This window comes from Streptomyces chromofuscus (assembly GCF_015160875.1).
Lineage (GTDB): Bacteria > Actinomycetota > Actinomycetes > Streptomycetales > Streptomycetaceae > Streptomyces > Streptomyces chromofuscus.
The window spans coordinates 1,274,761-1,291,185 of sequence record NZ_CP063374.1; the positions used below are offsets into that span (position 1 = coordinate 1,274,761).

The 16,425-nt window shown below is 72.4% G+C and carries 19 protein-coding genes and 1 pseudogene; 9 read left to right on the forward strand and 11 right to left on the reverse strand.

Annotation, left to right across the window (positions count from 1 at the left end):
- Positions 1-106: 106 nt before the first annotated feature.
- The 3 genes from IPT68_RS05710 (at position 107) to IPT68_RS05720 (ending at position 1,907) form a co-directional block, all read left to right on the forward strand.
- A complete protein-coding gene (locus IPT68_RS05710; protein WP_189697142.1) occupies positions 107-982 on the forward strand; it encodes an undecaprenyl-diphosphate phosphatase in 876 nt (291 codons plus the stop codon).
- 143 nt (positions 983-1,125) lie between these two features.
- Positions 1,126-1,305, forward strand: coding sequence for a hypothetical protein (locus tag IPT68_RS05715; protein ID WP_189697141.1), 180 nt, complete (start codon positions 1,126-1,128; stop codon positions 1,303-1,305).
- 32 nt (positions 1,306-1,337) lie between these two features.
- Positions 1,338-1,907, forward strand: coding sequence for a chloramphenicol phosphotransferase CPT family protein (locus IPT68_RS05720; protein WP_189697140.1), 570 nt, complete (start codon positions 1,338-1,340; stop codon positions 1,905-1,907).
- Positions 1,908-1,997: 90 nt separating this feature from the next.
- Here IPT68_RS05720 and IPT68_RS05725 read toward each other — a convergent pair whose 3' ends face one another.
- Entirely contained in the window at positions 1,998-2,282 is a 285-nt protein-coding gene (locus IPT68_RS05725) for a hypothetical protein (protein WP_189697139.1), read from the reverse strand.
- Between the two features lie 490 nt (positions 2,283-2,772).
- Here IPT68_RS05725 and IPT68_RS05730 point away from each other — a divergent pair, with 490 nt between their 5' ends.
- Both IPT68_RS05730 and lnt read left to right on the forward strand, forming a co-directional pair.
- The gene (locus IPT68_RS05730; protein WP_189697138.1) at positions 2,773-3,252 is read left to right on the forward strand and encodes a nuclear transport factor 2 family protein; all 480 of its coding nucleotides are present in this window, start codon (positions 2,773-2,775) and stop codon (positions 3,250-3,252) included.
- A gap of 66 nt (positions 3,253-3,318) precedes the next feature.
- Positions 3,319-4,896 (forward strand): apolipoprotein N-acyltransferase, encoded by a 1,578-nt coding sequence (gene lnt / locus IPT68_RS05735; protein WP_189697137.1) that lies wholly within the window; start codon positions 3,319-3,321, stop codon positions 4,894-4,896.
- Here lnt and IPT68_RS05740 read toward each other — a convergent pair.
- Both IPT68_RS05740 and IPT68_RS05745 read right to left on the reverse strand, forming a co-directional pair.
- Positions 4,811-5,725, reverse strand: a complete 915-nt coding sequence (locus IPT68_RS05740) for a Gfo/Idh/MocA family protein (RefSeq protein WP_189697136.1) — start codon at positions 5,723-5,725, stop codon at positions 4,811-4,813. The genes lnt and IPT68_RS05740 overlap by 86 nt on opposite strands.
- A 10-nt stretch (positions 5,726-5,735) precedes the next feature.
- The gene (locus IPT68_RS05745; RefSeq protein WP_189697135.1) at positions 5,736-6,965 is read right to left on the reverse strand and encodes an FAD-dependent monooxygenase; all 1,230 of its coding nucleotides are present in this window, start codon (positions 6,963-6,965) and stop codon (positions 5,736-5,738) included.
- Positions 6,966-7,055: 90 nt separating this feature from the next.
- On the opposite strand from IPT68_RS05745, the gene IPT68_RS05750 reads away from it, so the two are divergent.
- From IPT68_RS05750 to IPT68_RS05760, 3 genes are all read left to right on the forward strand, one after another.
- Entirely contained in the window at positions 7,056-7,676 is a 621-nt protein-coding gene (locus IPT68_RS05750) for a TetR/AcrR family transcriptional regulator (RefSeq protein WP_189697134.1), read from the forward strand.
- A 41-nt stretch (positions 7,677-7,717) separates the two neighbouring features.
- Positions 7,718-8,230, forward strand: a complete 513-nt coding sequence (locus IPT68_RS05755; protein WP_189697133.1) for a DinB family protein — start codon at positions 7,718-7,720, stop codon at positions 8,228-8,230.
- Positions 8,231-8,644: 414 nt separating this feature from the next.
- A complete protein-coding gene (locus IPT68_RS05760; RefSeq protein WP_189697132.1) occupies positions 8,645-9,112 on the forward strand; it encodes a hypothetical protein in 468 nt (155 codons plus the stop codon).
- A 227-nt stretch (positions 9,113-9,339) separates the two neighbouring features.
- Here the strand turns inward: IPT68_RS05760 and IPT68_RS05765 are convergent, their stop codons facing one another.
- The 7 genes from IPT68_RS05765 to IPT68_RS05795 form a co-directional block, all read right to left on the reverse strand.
- On the reverse strand, positions 9,340-9,861 hold the full coding sequence (locus IPT68_RS05765) for a tetratricopeptide repeat protein (protein WP_189697131.1): 522 nt from the start codon (positions 9,859-9,861) through the stop codon (positions 9,340-9,342).
- Between the two features lie 115 nt (positions 9,862-9,976).
- Positions 9,977-10,669 carry a uracil-DNA glycosylase gene (locus tag IPT68_RS05770; RefSeq protein WP_189697130.1) on the reverse strand — a complete coding sequence of 231 codons (693 nt, stop codon included), beginning with the start codon at positions 10,667-10,669 and terminating at the stop codon, positions 9,977-9,979.
- 90 nt (positions 10,670-10,759) lie between these two features.
- Complete coding sequence (locus IPT68_RS05775; RefSeq protein ID WP_189697129.1) at positions 10,760-12,340, reverse strand: ABC transporter substrate-binding protein; 1,581 nt, start codon at positions 12,338-12,340, stop codon at positions 10,760-10,762.
- 228 nt (positions 12,341-12,568) lie between these two features.
- Positions 12,569-13,330 (reverse strand): SDR family oxidoreductase, encoded by a 762-nt coding sequence (locus IPT68_RS05780; RefSeq protein ID WP_189697128.1) that lies wholly within the window; start codon positions 13,328-13,330, stop codon positions 12,569-12,571.
- Between the two features lie 11 nt (positions 13,331-13,341).
- Positions 13,342-14,103 (reverse strand): 3-oxoacyl-ACP reductase FabG, encoded by a 762-nt coding sequence (gene fabG, locus IPT68_RS05785; protein WP_189697127.1) that lies wholly within the window; start codon positions 14,101-14,103, stop codon positions 13,342-13,344.
- Between the two features lie 134 nt (positions 14,104-14,237).
- Complete coding sequence (locus IPT68_RS05790; protein ID WP_189697126.1) at positions 14,238-14,654, reverse strand: DUF3037 domain-containing protein; 417 nt, start codon at positions 14,652-14,654, stop codon at positions 14,238-14,240.
- On the reverse strand, positions 14,651-15,406 hold the full coding sequence (locus tag IPT68_RS05795; RefSeq protein ID WP_189697125.1) for a HipA family kinase: 756 nt from the start codon (positions 15,404-15,406) through the stop codon (positions 14,651-14,653). Before IPT68_RS05795 ends, IPT68_RS05790 begins: the two co-directional genes overlap by 4 nt.
- A gap of 184 nt (positions 15,407-15,590) precedes the next feature.
- Here IPT68_RS05795 and IPT68_RS05800 point away from each other — a divergent pair, with 184 nt between their 5' ends.
- A complete protein-coding gene (locus IPT68_RS05800) occupies positions 15,591-16,046 on the forward strand; it encodes a Rieske (2Fe-2S) protein (protein ID WP_189697124.1) in 456 nt (151 codons plus the stop codon).
- A gap of 12 nt (positions 16,047-16,058) precedes the next feature.
- Here IPT68_RS05800 and IPT68_RS33880 read toward each other — a convergent pair.
- A pseudogene (locus tag IPT68_RS33880) lies at positions 16,059-16,341 on the reverse strand (cysteine hydrolase); the annotation flags it as partial.
- Positions 16,342-16,425 lie beyond the last annotated feature (84 nt).

The window sequence follows — 16,425 nt, forward strand, 5'->3', positions numbered from 1 at the left end:
TCGGAGCGGGACGCTACGCTGCCCCTCAACACACCCGATCACCGCGCGCGGGGGCCCGGTGTGTCCTCCGTCCGTTCCACGATCGGCACTTGGACTCCGTAAATCCATGTCTTGGTTCGAATCACTCATCCTCGGACTCGTCCAGGGGCTGACCGAGTTCCTTCCCGTCTCCTCCAGCGCGCACCTGCGCCTGACCGCGGCCTTCTCCGGCTGGGAGGACCCCGGCGCCGCCTTCACGGCGATCACCCAGATCGGCACGGAGGCAGCCGTGCTGATCTACTTCCGCAAGGACATCGGGCGCATCCTGGCGGCGTGGACCCGGTCGCTCTACGACAAGGCGTACCGCAAGGACCACGACGCGCGCATGGGCTGGCTGGTGATCGTCGGCTCGATACCGATCGGCGTGCTCGGCGTGACGTTCAAGGACCAGATCGTCGGGCCGTTCCGTGATCTGCGCATCACCGCCACCATGCTGATCGTGGTCGGCGTGATCATGGGCATCGCCGACCGGATCGCGGCGCGCGACGAGACCGGCGGACGCCACCGGGCGGCCAAGGAGCGCAAGACGCTCAAGGAACTGGGCGTGCGCGACGGCCTCATCTTCGGCCTCTGCCAGGCCATGGCGCTCGTGCCCGGCGTCTCCCGCTCCGGCGCGACCATCACCGGCGGCCTGTTCATGGGCTACAACCGTGAGGCCGCGGCCCGTTACTCGTTCCTGCTCGCCATCCCGGCGGTGCTCGCCTCCGGACTGTTCGAGCTCAAAGACGCCATGGAGACCGGCCATGTGTCATGGGGGCCGACGGTCTTCGCCACGGTGATCGCCTTCGTCAGCGGCTACGCGGTGATCGCCTGGTTCATGAAGTTCATCTCGACGAAGAGCTTCATGCCGTTCGTCTGGTACCGCGTCGCACTCGGCCTCGTCATCATCGCCCTGGTGACGTTCGGCGTGCTCAGTCCGCACGCGGCGGAGTCGGCAGGCTGACTCGGCGGCCTTCGGGCTCGATCCCCCGGGGCCGGCAGCCCCCGGGGGTCGATCCCCGGGGCCGTCACTCCTTGGCCGGGTCCCTACGGCTGGAGTAGCAGTGCGGTAGCGCAGTGTCAGTGCTTGCGCCTAGGCTTGCCCGCATGTCCCCCGATGTCATGACCTCTGGTTCCGTGCGGTCCGCCGCCGAGGTGAACGAGCGGATCCGGGCGCTGTGGCTGCGCGCGGGCGGCTCGCTGTCGGCACGGGAGCGGGCGGAGTACGAGTTGTTGGTGGTCGAGTGGGCCGCGGCGATCCGCGGCGAGGTCGTCGAGGCGGCCTGAGGACGGGATCCCGAAGTGCCGGACCGATGTCCATGAGACATCTCACCGAGGTGCCACCGCGCCGTGGCCTGATCATCTTCCTGAACGGCACGTCCAGTTCGGGCAAGTCGAGCATCGCGACCGAACTGCTGCGCATGCTCGACGAGCCGTACTTCCACATGCCCGTCGACGCCTTCCACGCGATGCGGTCCCACGCCCCCGTGCCGCCGCAGGAGCTCGACACCGTCCTGCACCGCACCTGGCAGGGCTACCACCGCGCGGTCGCGGGCATGGCCGCCGCCGGCAACAACGTCGTCATGGACCACATCCTCAGCGCCGAGTGGCGACTCAGAGACTGTCTGTCGCTCTTCGATCCGCGGGACGTGGTCCTCGTCGGCGTGCACTGCCCCCCGGACGAGCTGGAGCGGCGGGAGCGCGAGCGCGGCAACCGGCCGCCGGGTCTCGCCGCGCGCCAGCTGCGGCAGGTCCACGCGCACGGCGTCTACGACGTCGAGTGCGACACCGGCGTCGCGGATCCCGCCGAATGCGCCCGCCTGATCAGGGACTTCCTGCCGTCCAGACCCACCCCGACGGCCTTCCAGCGCCTGCGCGACAGCGGCTGAGCCCGCCCGACGGCGCCCACCGGCCGGCACGTCCGCGTCCAGGGCGCCTCGGTTCACAGCCCTCTTCGCGGCCGACGGCACCGAACGCCGTCATGCGGAAGCCACCACCTCGCCGGCCATGACCTCGGGAGGGTTGGGCAGCAGTGACGCAAGGTTGTCCCGCACGAAGTCCGCAGCCCTCGAGATCGATTCTTCGACACCGGCCCGGTCCTGGAAGACGCTGGTCGAGACCATCACGCCGTCCCCGGCATCGATCCAGTAGTAGGCCACGAAGCCGGACACCCGGCGCATGAGCGGCACGAACCCCTCGTTCACAAGACGTGCCGCCTCGGCCGGATCGGTCACCCCTTCGTACCGCCGGACTGCTGCATACATGGCGAAGCTCCCTACGGCGTTCTGGATCTGCCCTTCGCCGAGAGGTCGTACCCCTGCGACGACTGTCCGGCTCGTGAGGCGTCCGGCCATCACCCGAAGGGCAGCGCCGGGTGATCCGAACGGCGTCCGCCGGCCCGGACGCACGTCCCTGCGCAGGGTCCGGCAGCCCTCGCAAGTGCCGCGACACCCCGCAGGACGGTCCTCCGCCGCCACGGAGCCACCGAGCAGAGGCGCCCCACAGGTTCGGGCTCGCGCTTGCAGGTGGCGGGGAAGCGGCCGTCGCGGGCCACCGGTCGCCCGATGCCGGGGGGGTACGCCTGGTGGACGGTGAGCGTGGCATCCGTGTGACGGGCTCGGACGCGGCATGCGCTCCGGCTCGCCGGTCCGGTCGTCCACGCCGGACGGCCTCGCGGACGCGGTGGGACCACGACCACCGAATATCACGGCACGCCCTCTTGGCGCGGCCCGCCCCGTGCCCAACACTGAGCCGATGACGCAGCGCGTGGAGCTCGCGACCGTGATGGACCGGCTGGCCGTCGACGGTCTGGTCACCGACTACGCCGTGGCGGTGGACGACGGCGACTGGGAGGCGTACCGGCAGCTGTTCACCCCGGACGGGCGGGCGGACTACCGCTCGGCCGGCGGCATCGACGGGGACGCCGGGAGGGTCGCCGCGTGGCTGGCCGAGAGCATGCGGGCGTACGCCGTGCGCCAGCACCTCATCGTCAACCGCCGGGTCCGGTTCGGGGTCCTGGAGCGGGACACCGGGGACACCGCCCAGGTCCAGGCCGACTACGTCAGTCCGATGCGCCTGCGCGGTGACGGCGCGGCGGCGCCCGACGTCGTGTGCGGCGGGCGGTACGCGTTCGGGCTGCGGCGCACGGACGACGGCTGGCGACTGCGCGAGGTGATCGTGCGGGAGAAGTGGCGGCGTGTGTCCGAGGGCTCCGGGGTACATGTGATCAACTGAGCGGGCACCTCTGTACCGAGATCGCCGGCTGCGCGCACACTGGGATCCACGGTAGGGAGGCGCCGCATGAAGACGCTGGGCCGCTGGCTCGACTCCCCGTGGCGGCGCTCCGCGGTCGCCGCGGTGGCGGGCGCCCTGCCCATGCTCGCCTTCCCGGCTCCGTCCCTGTGGTGGTTCGCTTACGTCGCCCTGGTCCCCTGGCTCCTGCTCGTCCGCACCGCGCCGACCGGGCGGCGTGCGCTGTACGACGGCTGGTGGGGCGGCTTCGGCTTCGTACTGGCGGTGCACCACTGGCTGTTGCCCAACCTGCACGTGTTCACGTTCGTCCTCGCGGCCCTGCTCGGCGTGCTGTGGGCGCCGTGGGCCTGGCTCGTCCGCCGGTTCCTCGGCGGAGCGCCCTCGCCGGGCCGGATCGTGGCCGCGTTGCTGGTGCTGCCGTCGGGCTGGCTGACGGTCGAGCTGGTGCGGTCCTGGCAGGGTCTGGGCGGCCCCTGGGGGATGCTGGGCGCCAGTCAGTGGCAGGTGGAACCGGCGCTCCGGCTGGCCTCGGTGGGCGGGGTGTGGCTGCTGAGCCTGCTGCTGGTGGCCGTCAACGTCGCGGTCGCCGTGCTCGTCGCGGTGCGCCCCTCGCGCACTCCCGCCCTGGCCGCGCTGCTCGCCACCGTCGTGGCCGCGTCGGCCGCCTGGGCCTGGGCGCCGCGCCCGCACGTCGGCGGTGAGACCCGGGTGGCCCTCGTGCAGCCCGGTGTCGTCCCCGGCCCCGGGCCCCGGTTCGACCGCGAGGAACAGCTCACCCGGCAGCTGGCCGGCCAGGCCGTGGACCTGGTCGTCTGGGGTGAGAGCAGCGTCGGCCACGACCTCGGCGACCGGCCCGACCTGGCCCGGCGCATCGCGGCGCTGTCCCGGGAGACCGGAGCCCCGGTCCTGGTCAACGTGGACGCCCGCCGCTCGGACCGGCCCGGCATCTACAAGAGCTCCGTGCTCATCGGCCCGGACGGCCCGACCGGCGACCGGTACGACAAGATGCGGCTGGTCCCGTTCGGCGAGTACGTCCCGTTCCGCTCGCTGCTCGGCTGGGCGACCTCCGTCGGCGAGGCCGCCGCCGAGGACCGCAGGCGTGGCAGCCGGCAGGTCGTGATGGACGTCGGCGGCGGGCTGCGGGTCGGCCCGATGGTCTGCTTCGAGTCGGCGTTCCCCGACATGAGCCGCAGCCTGGCGCGCGACGGCGCCGACGTCCTGGTCGCCCAGTCGGCGACCTCGACGTTCCAGCAGAGCTGGGCGCCCGCGCAGCACGCCTCACTGGCCGCGCTGCGCGCCGCGGAGACCGGCCGCCCGATGGTGCACGCGACCCTGACCGGCGTCTCGGCCGTGTACGGCCCCGAGGGCCGGCGCATCGGCCCGCCGGTCGGACCGGTCGGAACGGACGCGAGCACCGCGCGTGTGTACGAGGTGCCGCTGGCCGACGGGGTCACGCTCTACGCCCGCCTGGGCGCCTGGCCGGTGTACCTCGCCGGACTCGTGCTGCTCGCCCTGGGCCTGGCCGAGGGCGGGCGGTCCGTCAGGCGGCCCCGCCGGAGCGCTCCAGAACGGCGAGTGCCACCCGCTCGCACAGTTCGTGGGTCGCCAGCGCGTCCCGGGCGCTGAGCGGCTTGCCGGCGCGCACGGCGTCGAGGAAGCCCAGCGCCGCCTGCTCGATGCCCCGCTGCCGGGCGACCGGCACCCAGTCGCCGCGCCGCCGCAGGCTCGGCTGGCCCTTGTGGTCGATCACCTCGGCGAGGTTGATCACCTGCCGCTTGGTGTCCTGCCCGGAGACCTCGAGGATCTCCTCGGCCGAGCCGCTGAGCCGGTTCATCACCCCGATCGCGGTGAACCCGTCCCCGGCGAGCTGGAGCACGACGTGGTGCAGCAGTCCGTCCTCGGTGCGGGCGCGCACGGTCACGTCGTCGATCTGGCCCGGCACCAGGAAGCGCAGGGTGTCCACGACGTGGATGAAGTCGTCCAGGATCATCGTGCGCGGATCCTCCGGCAGCCCGACCCGGTTCTTCTGCATGAGGATCAGCTCGCGCGGATGCTCGGCGCACTGCGCGTAGGCGGGCGCGTGCCGCCGGTTGAAGCCGACGGCGAGGCTCACGCCCCGCTCCTCGGCGAGCGCCACCAGCCGCTCGGAGTCGGCGAGTTCGTAGGCCAGCGGCTTGTCGACGTACGTCGGGACGCCCGCCTCCAGCAGCCGGGTGACGATCTCGGGGTGCACGTCGGTGGGCGCGTGCACGAAGGCGGCGTCGAGGTCCTGGGCGAGGAGCGCGTCCAGGGTGCTGTGGCGCTGCGTGCGGGGCAGGTGGAGGCTGTCGCCGACGCGGTCCAGCGTGGCGGGCGTGCGGGTCTGCAGGTGCAGCTCGACCCCGGGCTGAACCCCGAGCACCGGCAGGTACGCCTTCTGCGCGATGTCACCGAGTCCGATGCAGCCGACCTTCACGGGGGCTCCTTCACTGCTTGCCTGCTGGGGTCCGCTCGGAAGCATACGGGGGCCCCGGCGGCCGCCAGTCGGCGATGCCGTCGAAGCCGCGCAGGAACAACGCGGGTCCGGCCTTCGACAGGGCGGCGATCACGGCGTCGCGCGTGGCCCTGCCTACGCGGTTGCGCATCATGTTCAGCCGCGCGACCTTCACGGCCTGGCGGGCGATGGCCGTCGTACGGGGCAGCCGGGCGGCGGTGTACGCGGCGAGGTCGGCGACGACGAGGCTCCCCCCTGTGCCGGCGGAGCCGGGAAGGGTGAGCGCGAGGACGACGGCGTCCTCGACGGCCTGGTTGCCGCCCTGGCCGAGGGTCGGCGCCATCGCGTGGGCGGCGTCGCCGACGAGCGCCACCCGGCCGCGGTGGTACGCGGGCAGCGGCTCGGCGATGTGGTGCACGTCGTGGCGCAGCACGTCCTCGGGGCGGGCGGCGGCGAGCACGGCGGGGATCGGGGCGTGCCAGTCGCCGAACAGCCGTACCAGCTCGGCCTTCTCGTCGTCCCGGGCGTGCTGCCCGGCGGGCGTGACGGCGGCCGCGTACGCGTAGACACGGCCGTCCTTGAGCGGGTGCGTGCCCCAGATCCGGCCCCGCCCCCAGGTCTCGTGCGAGGCGAACGGCACGCCGGGCACGGGGACGACGACCCGCCAGGTGGTGAATCCGGCGTACTCGGGCCCCGGATGGTCCGGGAACAGGGTGCGGCGTACGGCGGAGTTGACGCCGTCGGCGGCCACCACCAGGTCGGCCTCCCACCCGCCGCCGGGCGTGGTGACCCGGGCCGGGCGGTCGGCGTCTCCGGGGTCGGCGAGGGTCGCGGCGGCGGACGTACGGACGCAGCCCTCGGGAAGGCGCGCGGCGAGGGCCTCGACGAGGGTGGCGCGGTGCAGCAGGACCAGGGGGCCGCCGAAGCGCTCGGCCGCGGCAGTGGCACTGGTCCGGGACAGCCAGCGTCCGCCCGGGGTGCGCAGCCCTCCGTCGCCCTGCCAGGCCGCCAGGGCGCGGATGTCGTCGCCGAGGCCGACGACGTCCAGGGCGCGCAGGGAGTTGGGGGCGAGGGAGATGGCGGCGCCGACCGGGGCCAGGGAGTGGGCGCGTTCCAGGACGGTGACCTGCCAGCCACTCTGGTGCAGGGCGACGGCGGCGGTCAGGCCACCGATGCCACCGCCGATGACGACGGCTCGGAGCGGGGTGGGTGACGGTGCCATGGGATCCCCTCGTCCTCTCGCTTCACTACATCCGTAGTGCCTCTGCGTCGACAGTACTACGGATGTAGTGAGGCGGGTAGGTTGGGCGGCATGTCCGTACGCACCACGGGCGCCTCCCGCGCCGACCTCGTCGCCGACACCGCCCTCGCCCTGCTCGCGGAGCGCGGGATGCGCGGGCTGACCCACCGGGCGGTGGACGAGGCGGCCGGACTCCCCCAGGGCTCCACCTCGAACGTGGCCCGCACCCGCCAGGCGCTGCTGGAACTCGCCGTGCGCCGGCACGCCGAGCGGGAGGCCCGGGTCCTCGCCCTGCACGAAATGCCGGACCCGAGCGGCGGGCTCGACTCCCTGGTCGACGGCCTCGCCCTGGCGGTGCACCGCTCCCTCACCCGCAACCGCGAACTGGTCGTCGCCCGCTACGAGCTCGCCCTGGAGGCCACCCGGCGCCCCGCGCTGCGCGCGTTCTACGACGCCACCGGCGCCCGCTTCCGCGACCAGCTCACCGGCCTGGTGACGGCGCTGGGCTCCACCGACCCGGCGCGGCATGTGCTGATGCTGGTCGCCTGGGCGGACGGGCTGATGTTCAGCTGCGTGGCCGGGTCCTTCAACGCGGAGGTGCCGAGCCTGGACGAGGTGCGGGCGGGGCTGCGGGAGCTGCTCGGCGGGATGTTCGGCGACAGGGCGCTCGACGGGGCGCCGGGGCGCTCGTAGGGCTCCTGGTGGATTCGTCGGCGCCGCGTGAGGATGTGCTCATGACGACACAGCGCAGCGAGCCCGCCCGGAACGCGGACGAACGGACCATGCTGGAGGGCTGGTTGGAGTATCACCGGCAGACCCTGGCGTGGAAGTGCGAGGGGCTGAGCGACGCGCAACTGCGGAGCACGGCCGTGGAGCCGTCCGAGCTGTCCCTGATGGGCCTCGTGCGGCACATGGCGGAGGTGGAACGGGGCTGGTTCCGCAAGGTGCTGGTGGGGGACGCCCCGGGGCCGATCTACTACACCGAGGAGGACCGCGACGGCGAGTTCCACCTCACCGACGCCGACACCTGGGCGGAGGCGTACGCCACCTGGCAGGCGGAGATCGTGATCGCCCGGCGCAACGCGGCCGGCTTCGCACTGGACGACCTCTCCAGGGGCCGAGGCCGCTCCACCGACGAGCCGTTCAGCCTGCGCTGGATCTACACCCACATGATCGAGGAGTACGCCCGTCACAACGGACACGCGGATCTCCTCCGCGAGCGCATCGACGGCATGACGGGCGACTAGGGCCGCGGCAGGCGACGTTTGCCGGCAAGGAGCGCCGTCCGGTGCGTGCTCTGGGGGTCCCCCGGCCGGAGGCCGGGGGAGTGCCGGCCGGAAGCCCTCTCCTGGATCCTGTCGTTGGGATCAGGTCGCAGGGAGTCGCCGGTGCTGATCGGTGCCGGTGAGCGGGGTCTGGTGCGTGCAGACGCACATGCCGGACCCCGCGTCTGCGGCGTGATCCAAACGACAGGCCCTGCGTCTCCGCCGCGCCCGGCACCATCCACCGGAACGGGCGCAGACGTCCGATTCGCCGGACGGGACGCGGACGTCAGCTCGGCGGGGCGCGCGCCCTCCCTGCGGGGGCGTACTTCACCCATCCGGAGCAAACTCCGCTCCTCCACCGGGTCATGCGGGGCCCCAGCCACCAGAGTTGCGCGGGTGCATCGAACGACGACGACCGCGACGCTGCTCGTCACCGTGGCCCTCTCGGCCGTGTCCGGCTGTACGACCGTCCAGCAAGGCCCCACCGCCGTGCCGCCGACGTCGGCACCGAGCCCGGAGGGCGACAGCGAGCCGCAGATCGTGCAGGCCCCGGCCCGGGAGGCCCTGGAGATGATCGGCCCGTCCCGCCGGCCCGATCCGGCCACGCCGGAACCACGCCGCCCGACCGCGCAGGTTCCCTCACCGGCCCGGCACGCCCCGTCGCCGCGCACGCACTCCCGCCCGCCCTCCGACCCACCGCGCCCCGAACCCCGCCGCCCGCGCCGGCCACCGCCCGCCGACGTCCCGGACGTCACCGCCCCGGTCCGCGAGGACACCGACGTGTGCGCCCTCGGCAGCAAGTACGGCGGCTGGCGCCCGGACAGCCCGGAGGCGGTGATCTGCGAGCAGACGTACGGGCGGTGAAGGCACCCCGGCCGCCCGTCTGGACGACGAGGGTGGGACGCCGGTGCACGGCGCCCGGCACCTCCTCGGCGAGGACGCCTCTCCGGCCGGCACCCGGCACGCTCACCGCGCCACCCAACCCCAGGGACCCCCGGCGCGGCACACGACCGGCACGCCCCTCACAGCCGCCGCCCGCCACCTCTTGCGGCCACCTGGCGCACCTCACGCCCGCCCGCCACCTTCGACCTTCACGGCCGCTGCCGAGGCGGCCGCCACCCTCCCCCGCCCGGCGAACCCCCTTCCCCGAGCCGTAGCTCCAGCCGTCCGATGGCCGCCCGCACCCCCTCCCCGTACGGGTCGTCGGCCAGGGTGTCCGCCGCCCCGCGGGCCCGCCGCAGATGCGTGCGCGCGGCGTCCGAGCGCCCGAGCTTGACGTAGTCCGCGGCGAGGTTGAGGTGCAGGGAGGGATACAGGGCACGGACCGCCAACGCGCCTTCGTGGGCGGCGAGCCGGTCGTCGGTCAGTTCCTCCGCCGCGCCCAACGCCCTCAGATCCCACGCCAGTTCGTCGCCGGGGTCGTCCTGGGTGTCGGCCATGTAGTGGGCCAGCGTGCAGCGGTGCAGCGGGTCGCCGTCCTCGCCGATCTCCGCCCAGATCTGGAGGAACCGGTGCCGGGCCTCCTCCCTGTCCCCCGCGTGGTGCAGCATGACGACCTGCCCGATCCGCGTCATCACGGCGTCCGGCGCCGCCTGCTCCTGTCGCTCCGACACCGCACCCTCCGTGCACTCACCGACGTCCGTCGGTCCCGACGCTAACGGCCACCAGCGGCATTCCCCGCGAGGCGGGGCCGACCCGTGACGTCGGCCCGCCCGCGGGCGGCGCAGGTCAGGCCAGTTCGGCCAGGTTCGGGATGCGCCAGTCCACCGGCTCGTGCCCCTGCCGCGCGATCGCCTCGTTGATCTGCGTGAACGGCCGGGAACCGAAGAACTTCTTCGCCGACAGCGGCGAGGGGTGCGCGCCCTTCACCACCACGTGCCGGGCCTCGTCGATCAACGGCAGCTTCTTCTGCGCGTAGTTCCCCCACAGCACGAACACCGCCGGGTCGGGCCGCTCGGCCACCGCGCGGATCACCGCGTCGGTGAACTTCTCCCAGCCCTTGCCCTTGTGCGAGTTCGCCTCGCCGCCCCGGACCGTCAGCACCGCGTTGAGCAACAGCACGCCCTGCCGGGCCCACGGCATGAGATAGCCGTTGTCCGGGACCGGCAGGCCGAGCTCCTCCTGCATCTCCTTGTAGATGTTGCGCAGCGAGGGCGGGGTCTTCACCCCGGGGCGGACCGAGAAGCACAGCCCGTGGCCCTGCCCCTCGCCGTGGTAGGGGTCCTGGCCGAGGATCAGGACCTTCACCCGCTCGTACGGCGTGGCGTCGAGCGCCGCGAAGACCTCCTCGCGCGGGGGATGAACGGGACCCTTCGCCCGCTCCTCCTCCACGAACTCCACCAGCTCCTTGAAGTAGGGCTTGTGCAGTTCGTCGCCCAGGACCCCGCGCCAGGACTCGGGCAGCATGGCGATGTCGGTCACGTCAACTTCCTTACGGTGTGCGGTCGGTTGCAGACCACAGAACCTACCGGCGACCACTGACAACGGGCGCCGCGGGCCGTCTCCCCAGCCTCACCAGCTGGTCTTCCGGGACAGCTCCCACATCATCATGATGGTCGACGGGTCCAGGGAACGCTCGGCGCCGGAGATCTCCACGCTGGCGGCGACGTACTGCTTGCCCTGCCACAGCGGCAGCAGCCGTACGTCCTGGACGAGGATGTGCTGGGCCTCCTCGAAGTCGGTCTCCACCTGGCCGCGGTCGCTCTCCCGACGGGAGCGGGGCAGCAGTTCCCCGGTGATCTTCGGCGTGACGTACGGCGTACCGAGGGCGTTCTGCTCGCCGACGAAGGGCGCGATGTAGTTGTCGGCGTCCGGGAAGTCGGGGAACCAGCCGCGCCCGAACACCGGGTACTCGCCCTTCTGGTAGCCCTCGACGTACTCCTTCCAGGGCCGGCTCTTGAGGGTGATCTTGAACAGCCCGGAGGCCTCCAGCTGGCGCTTGAGCTCCTTGAACAGAACGGCGGTCTCGGAGCCGTAGCGGTCGCTGGTGTACCAGAAAATGAGCGGGACCGGCTCGGTGATGCCGGCCTCGGCGAGGATGTCGCGGGCCTTGTCCGGGTCGGGGTCGCCGAAATTGTCGAAGTAGCCGGTGGTGTGGCCGGTGAGGCCCTTGGGGACCATCGAGTACAGCGGGTCGACGGTGTCCTTGTAGATGGTGTGGGCGATGGTCGGCCGGTCGATGACCTGGGCGACGGCCTTGCGCACGGCCGTCTTGCCGGCCCACTCGTCCTTCGGGTTGAACACCAGGTAGCTGATGTCGGCGCCCGCGCCCTCGACGAGTTGCAGGGTCTCGTCGGTGTCCTTGCCCTGGAGCGCGACGATGTCGTCGGCGGCGAGACCTCGGTAGGTCAGGTCGATGTCCTGGGCGCGCAGGGCCTGGACCATGGCGCCGGAGTCCTTGAAGTAGCGGATCGTGACCGCATCGTTTCTTCGCTCGGCGAAGCCCTTGTAGCGGTCGTTGCGGACGAGTTCGGCCTCCGCGCCCTCCTTGTAGGAGTCGAGGACGTACGGCCCGGAGCCGGTGACGCCGCCGTCCTCGCGCAGGGCGTCGGCCGGGTAGTCGTCGGGGTCGACCACGGACATGGCCGGGGTGGCCAGCACGAACGGGAAGGTCGCGTCGGGGCTCTTGAGGTGGAAGACCACCTCGCGGTCGCCGCGCGCCTGCACCCGCTCCAGGCTGCCCAGCAGCCCGGCGGGACCGCTCGGCGCGTTGATGGCCAGGATCCGGTCGATGGAGTGCTTGACGGCCTCGGCGTCCAGCGCGTCGCCGTCGGAGAAGGTCAGCCCTTCGCGCAGCTCGCAGCGGTACACCCGGTTGGTCGCGTCGGTGAACGCGCAGCTCTCGGCCGCGTCCGGCTGGGGTGCGGTCGCGCCGGTGGGGTAGCTCAGCAGCGTCTGGTAGATGTTGCGGAACAGCTCCCAGGAGCCGTCCCAGGAAGCGGCCGGATCCAGCGTGCTGGGGGCACTGGTGGTGCCCACGACGATCGGTCCCCCTTCAGCGGGGTCACCGTCCGAAAACAGGCTGCACCCGGCCACCAGGGATATGGAAGCGATGGCGGCCACTTGCCGCAAGCCTCGGTTCCGGTTGAACACGCGCACGCTCCTCGATCTGCCATACCAAGGGTCGGCAGACCCTATCGCAGCCCTGGACGACCTGAAACGTTCTTGCGCGAGGTAAGTGATCAGCTTTTCGATGACGACGTTGTCATGGGCCTGTACGGCGACGACATGTCGACAGGGGCGCCGTTTCCGTCGACGGAATCGCGTCACACGACCACCGTGGACGGAGCCGGCGCCCCTGTCCGAAAGGACCCGATCCGGTCAGCCGACCCCCGCGTTGAGGAAGATGCCGCCGTCCACGACGAGCGTCTGCCCGGTGATCCAGTCGGCCTGCTCGGAGGTGAGGAACGCGGCGGCGCCGCCGATGTCTGAGGGCACCCCGAGCCGGCCGAGCGGGTAGGCCGCGGCGGCCTCCTCCTCCCGGCCCTCGTAAAGGGCCTGCGCGAACTTGGTCTTCACGACGGCGGGGGCGATGGCGTTGACCCGCACCCGGGGCGCGAACTCGTGCGCCAGCTGGAGGGTCAGGTTGATCATTGCGGCCTTGCTGATGCCGTACGCGCCGATGAAGGGCGAGGCGGAGACGCCGGCCACGGACGCGATGTTGACGATGGCGCCGCCGTTGTCCTTCTGCCAGGCGTGCCAGGTCTTCTGGGCGAACCCGAGCGCCGAGACGACGTTGGTCTCGAAGACCTTGCGCGCCACGTCGAGGTCCAGGTCGGCGATCGGCCCGAACACCGGGTTGGTACCGGCGTTGTTGACCAGGTAGTCGACCCGGCCGAAGGCCTCCATCGTGCGCTCGACGGCGACGGCCTGGTGGTCGACGTCGTGGGCCTTGCCGGCGACGCCGATGACCCGCTCGGCGCCGAGCCGTTCGACGGCCTCCTTCAGGGCCTCCTCGTTGCGGCCGGTGATGCAGACGCGGTCACCGCGTGCCACCAGCGCCTCGGCGATGCCGTGGCCGATGCCGCGGCTGGCGCCCGTGACGAGCGCGACCTTGCCGGAGAGTTCAGGCAGTTCAGTCATGTCCGTGATCCCTAGTCGAGCGGTCCGCCGGCGACGTACAGCACCTGGCCGGAGACGAATCCGGCCGCGTCGCCGGTGAAGAAGGCGATGGCGTTGGCGATGTCGTCGGGCTCGCCGACCCGCTGGACGGGGATCATGGACGCTGCGGCGGCCTTGAAGTCCTCGAAGCCCATGCCGACCCGCTCGGCGGTCGCGGCGGTCATGTCGGTGGCGATGAAGCCGGGGGCGACGGCGTTCGCGGTGACGCCGAACTTGCCGAGCTCCTTGGCGAGGGTCTTGGTGAAGCCCTGCAGACCGGCCTTGGCGGCCGAGTAGTTGACCTGGCCGCGGTTGCCGAGGGCGGAGGAGGAGGAGAGGTTGACGATCCGGCCGAAGCCCGCGTCCACCATGTACTTCTGACAGGCCTTCGACATCAGGAAGGCGCCGCGCAGGTGCACGTTCATGACGGTGTCCCAGTCGGCGACGCTCATCTTGAACAGCAGGTTGTCGCGGAGCACGCCCGCGTTGTTGACGAGGATCGTCGGCGCGCCGAGCTCCTCGGCGACGCGTGCGACGGCCGCCTCGACCTGCGCCTCGTCGGAGACGTCGCAGCCGACCGCGATGGCCTTGCCGCCCGCCGCGGTGATCTTCTCCACGGTGTCCTTGCAGGCGGCCTCGTCGAGGTCCAGCACGGCGACCGCGCGGCCCTCGGCCGCCAGGCGTACGGCGGTGGCGGCGCCGATGCCGCGCGCGGCACCGGTGACGACTGCGACCCGCTGCTCAGTGGTGGGCATTGCTGCTTCTCCTCGCCTTGGGATGCGGCCCAGCGGCGCGCTCCCCAATGAGCGACCGCTTAGTACCTTCAGCAGACGTGACGCTAGAAGCCCTGGCACCCGGTGTCAACGGCCCATCGGGTGCATGTGATCCATCACCGCACCAGCAGGTCGAGCAGCCGTTCGGTCTCGGCCGCCGGATCGACGGTCAGCCCCGTGTGCACGGGCCCGGGCTGGACGACCGTGGACCGGGGCGCGATCAGCCAGCGGAAACGCCGCCCGGCGTCGTCGCCCGCCGCCTGCCCGGCCGCCTCCCCGCCGCCGCACACGCTCTCCACGGCGCGCAGCGCGGCCCGCACCCCGGCCACGTCCGCGTTCGGGTCGAGGGCCAGCAGCCGCGCCTCGTCGAGGTGGGTGCGGGCACCGACGTAGGCCTTGGCGCGGCAGTACACGAGCACGCCCGCGTTGATGCACTCGCCCCGCTCGACGCGCGGGACGACCCGCAGCAGCGCGTACTCGAAGACGTCCCGCCCGCCGCCCTGGCCGGCCCTGGTGATGTGGCGCTCGCTCACTTGACCCCCTCGACGCGTTCGTGGATGACGGCGGCGCGCGCGAGCAGTGGCCGCGCGTAGGCCCGGCGCAGGTCGTCCGGCGTGTCGAAGCCCGGTTCGCCGGTCAGCCAGGCGTCGGGGATCGCGGCGGTGACCTCGGCCAGCAGTTCCTCGGTGACCAGCGGCGCCAGCGCGGCGGCGGCCCCGGCGACGTCCGGCGCGAAGGACCGCAGGGCGTGGTCGGAGGCGTCGTACGGGCGGGCGGCGGAGGCGGTGGCGCCCGGCCAGTTGTGGTGCCAGATCATGGTGGCGCCGTGGTCGATGAGCCACAGGTCGCCGTGCCACATGAGCAGGTTGGGATTGCGCCAGGACCGGTCGACGTTGTTGACCAGCGCGTCGAACCAGACGATGCGCCCGGCCTCCTCGGGGCCGACCGCGAAGGCGAGGGGGTCGAAGCCGAGCGCGCCGGACAGGAAGTCCATGCCGAGGTTGGTGCCGCCGCTGGACCTGATCAGGTCCTGGACCTGCTGGTCGGGCTCACCGAGCCCGAGCACGGGGTCCAGGTCGACAGCCACCAGGCGGGGCACGCGGAAGCCCAGCCGATGGGCGAGTTCGCCGCAGACGACCTCCGCGACGAGCGTCTTGCGGCCCTGGCCGGCGCCGGTGAACTTCATCACGTACGTGCCGAGGTCGTCGGCCTCGACGAGTCCCGGCAGCGAGCCGCCCTCACGCAGCGGCATGATGTAGCGGGTCGCGATGACTTCCTTGAGCATCGCCCCAGGTTACTGGGGCGTTCGCGGCCCGCCGACCGGCCCCGCGATTACCGCGTTCCGGACGTTCCTGGTACATCTCGATCGAGTGAAGTTGCGTCCCGCCACTGAACTCCGGCCGCCTCACGGCCGTACTGCTGAACAGATCGGCAGAGATCACCCCGTGTCCGTGGAAGGAAACGTCAGCATGCCCAGCGAATCGCTTCACACCCCGTCGGGTCCTGCCCGTCGCACCGTCATGGCGGCTGCCGGGGCCGCCGGACTCACCGTCGCACTGACCGCGTGCGGGGCGGGCGAGGACTCCTCCGGTGCCGGCTCCGGCTCCGGCTCCGACGTCGAGGCGGGTGCCGGGGCCGGCGCCGGAGCCGTGCTCGGCAAGACCTCCGACATCCCCGAGGGCGGGGGGAAGGTGTTCGGGGACGTGGTGGTCACCCAGCCGACGGCGGGCGAGTACAAGGCGTTCTCCTCCAAGTGCACCCACCAGGGCTGCGCGGTGAAGGACGTCCAGGACGGGGTCATCGTCTGCCCCTGTCACAACAGCAGGTTCTCCGCCACCGACGGCAGCGTGCAGCAGGGGCCGGCGACCCAGGCGCTGGCCGCCGCGAAGATCACCGTGGCGGGCGACGAGATCCGTCTCACCTGACGGCCGTCGCCACCGGGGCCGCTTCGGGCCGCCGAGCACCTCGTCCGTGGTCGCGACCGTGGCGCCCAACGCGAGGGTGTCGGGGATCATCGCGGGGGTGTGGTCGGCGGACACCCCCGCGACGGCGTGGACGGCACCACGGCCGCGCGGCCGACGTACGACGAGGTCCTCCTCGGCGACCTCGACCGGGGCGCTGCGCGCACCGCCGTGGAGCCGCGATCTGCCGCACGGGCAGCGGTTCGGCGGCGCGCAAGAGGCGGGCGTCACGGCTCGCGCCCCGGCCGTCGGGGCGGCGTCGCCGGCTCCGGCAGGGCGCCGGCCGGGCCGACACGCCCTGCTGCCGGGTGGCCCGGCCGGTGGCGCCGCCCACGACAGCGGC

What these genes read in the sequence shown, in the direction of transcription:
- IPT68_RS05710 (WP_189697142.1), top strand. Translation starts at nt 107, where the DNA reads ATGTCTTGGTTCGAATCACTCATCCTCGGACTCGTCCAGGGGCTGACC.
- IPT68_RS05715 (WP_189697141.1), top strand. Translation starts at nt 1,126, where the DNA reads ATGTCCCCCGATGTCATGACCTCTGGTTCCGTGCGGTCCGCCGCCGAG.
- IPT68_RS05720 (WP_189697140.1), top strand. Translation starts at nt 1,338, where the DNA reads ATGAGACATCTCACCGAGGTGCCACCGCGCCGTGGCCTGATCATCTTC.
- IPT68_RS05725 (WP_189697139.1), bottom strand. Translation starts at nt 2,282, where the DNA reads ATGTATGCAGCAGTCCGGCGGTACGAAGGGGTGACCGATCCGGCCGAG.
- IPT68_RS05730 (WP_189697138.1), top strand. Translation starts at nt 2,773, where the DNA reads ATGACGCAGCGCGTGGAGCTCGCGACCGTGATGGACCGGCTGGCCGTC.
- lnt (WP_189697137.1), top strand. Translation starts at nt 3,319, where the DNA reads ATGAAGACGCTGGGCCGCTGGCTCGACTCCCCGTGGCGGCGCTCCGCG.
- IPT68_RS05745 (WP_189697135.1), bottom strand. Translation starts at nt 6,965, where the DNA reads ATGGCACCGTCACCCACCCCGCTCCGAGCCGTCGTCATCGGCGGTGGC.
- IPT68_RS05750 (WP_189697134.1), top strand. Translation starts at nt 7,056, where the DNA reads ATGTCCGTACGCACCACGGGCGCCTCCCGCGCCGACCTCGTCGCCGAC.
- IPT68_RS05755 (WP_189697133.1), top strand. Translation starts at nt 7,718, where the DNA reads ATGACGACACAGCGCAGCGAGCCCGCCCGGAACGCGGACGAACGGACC.
- IPT68_RS05780 (WP_189697128.1), bottom strand. Translation starts at nt 13,330, where the DNA reads ATGACTGAACTGCCTGAACTCTCCGGCAAGGTCGCGCTCGTCACGGGC.
- fabG (WP_189697127.1), bottom strand. Translation starts at nt 14,103, where the DNA reads ATGCCCACCACTGAGCAGCGGGTCGCAGTCGTCACCGGTGCCGCGCGC.
- IPT68_RS05795 (WP_189697125.1), bottom strand. Translation starts at nt 15,406, where the DNA reads ATGCTCAAGGAAGTCATCGCGACCCGCTACATCATGCCGCTGCGTGAG.
- IPT68_RS05800 (WP_189697124.1), top strand. Translation starts at nt 15,591, where the DNA reads ATGCCCAGCGAATCGCTTCACACCCCGTCGGGTCCTGCCCGTCGCACC.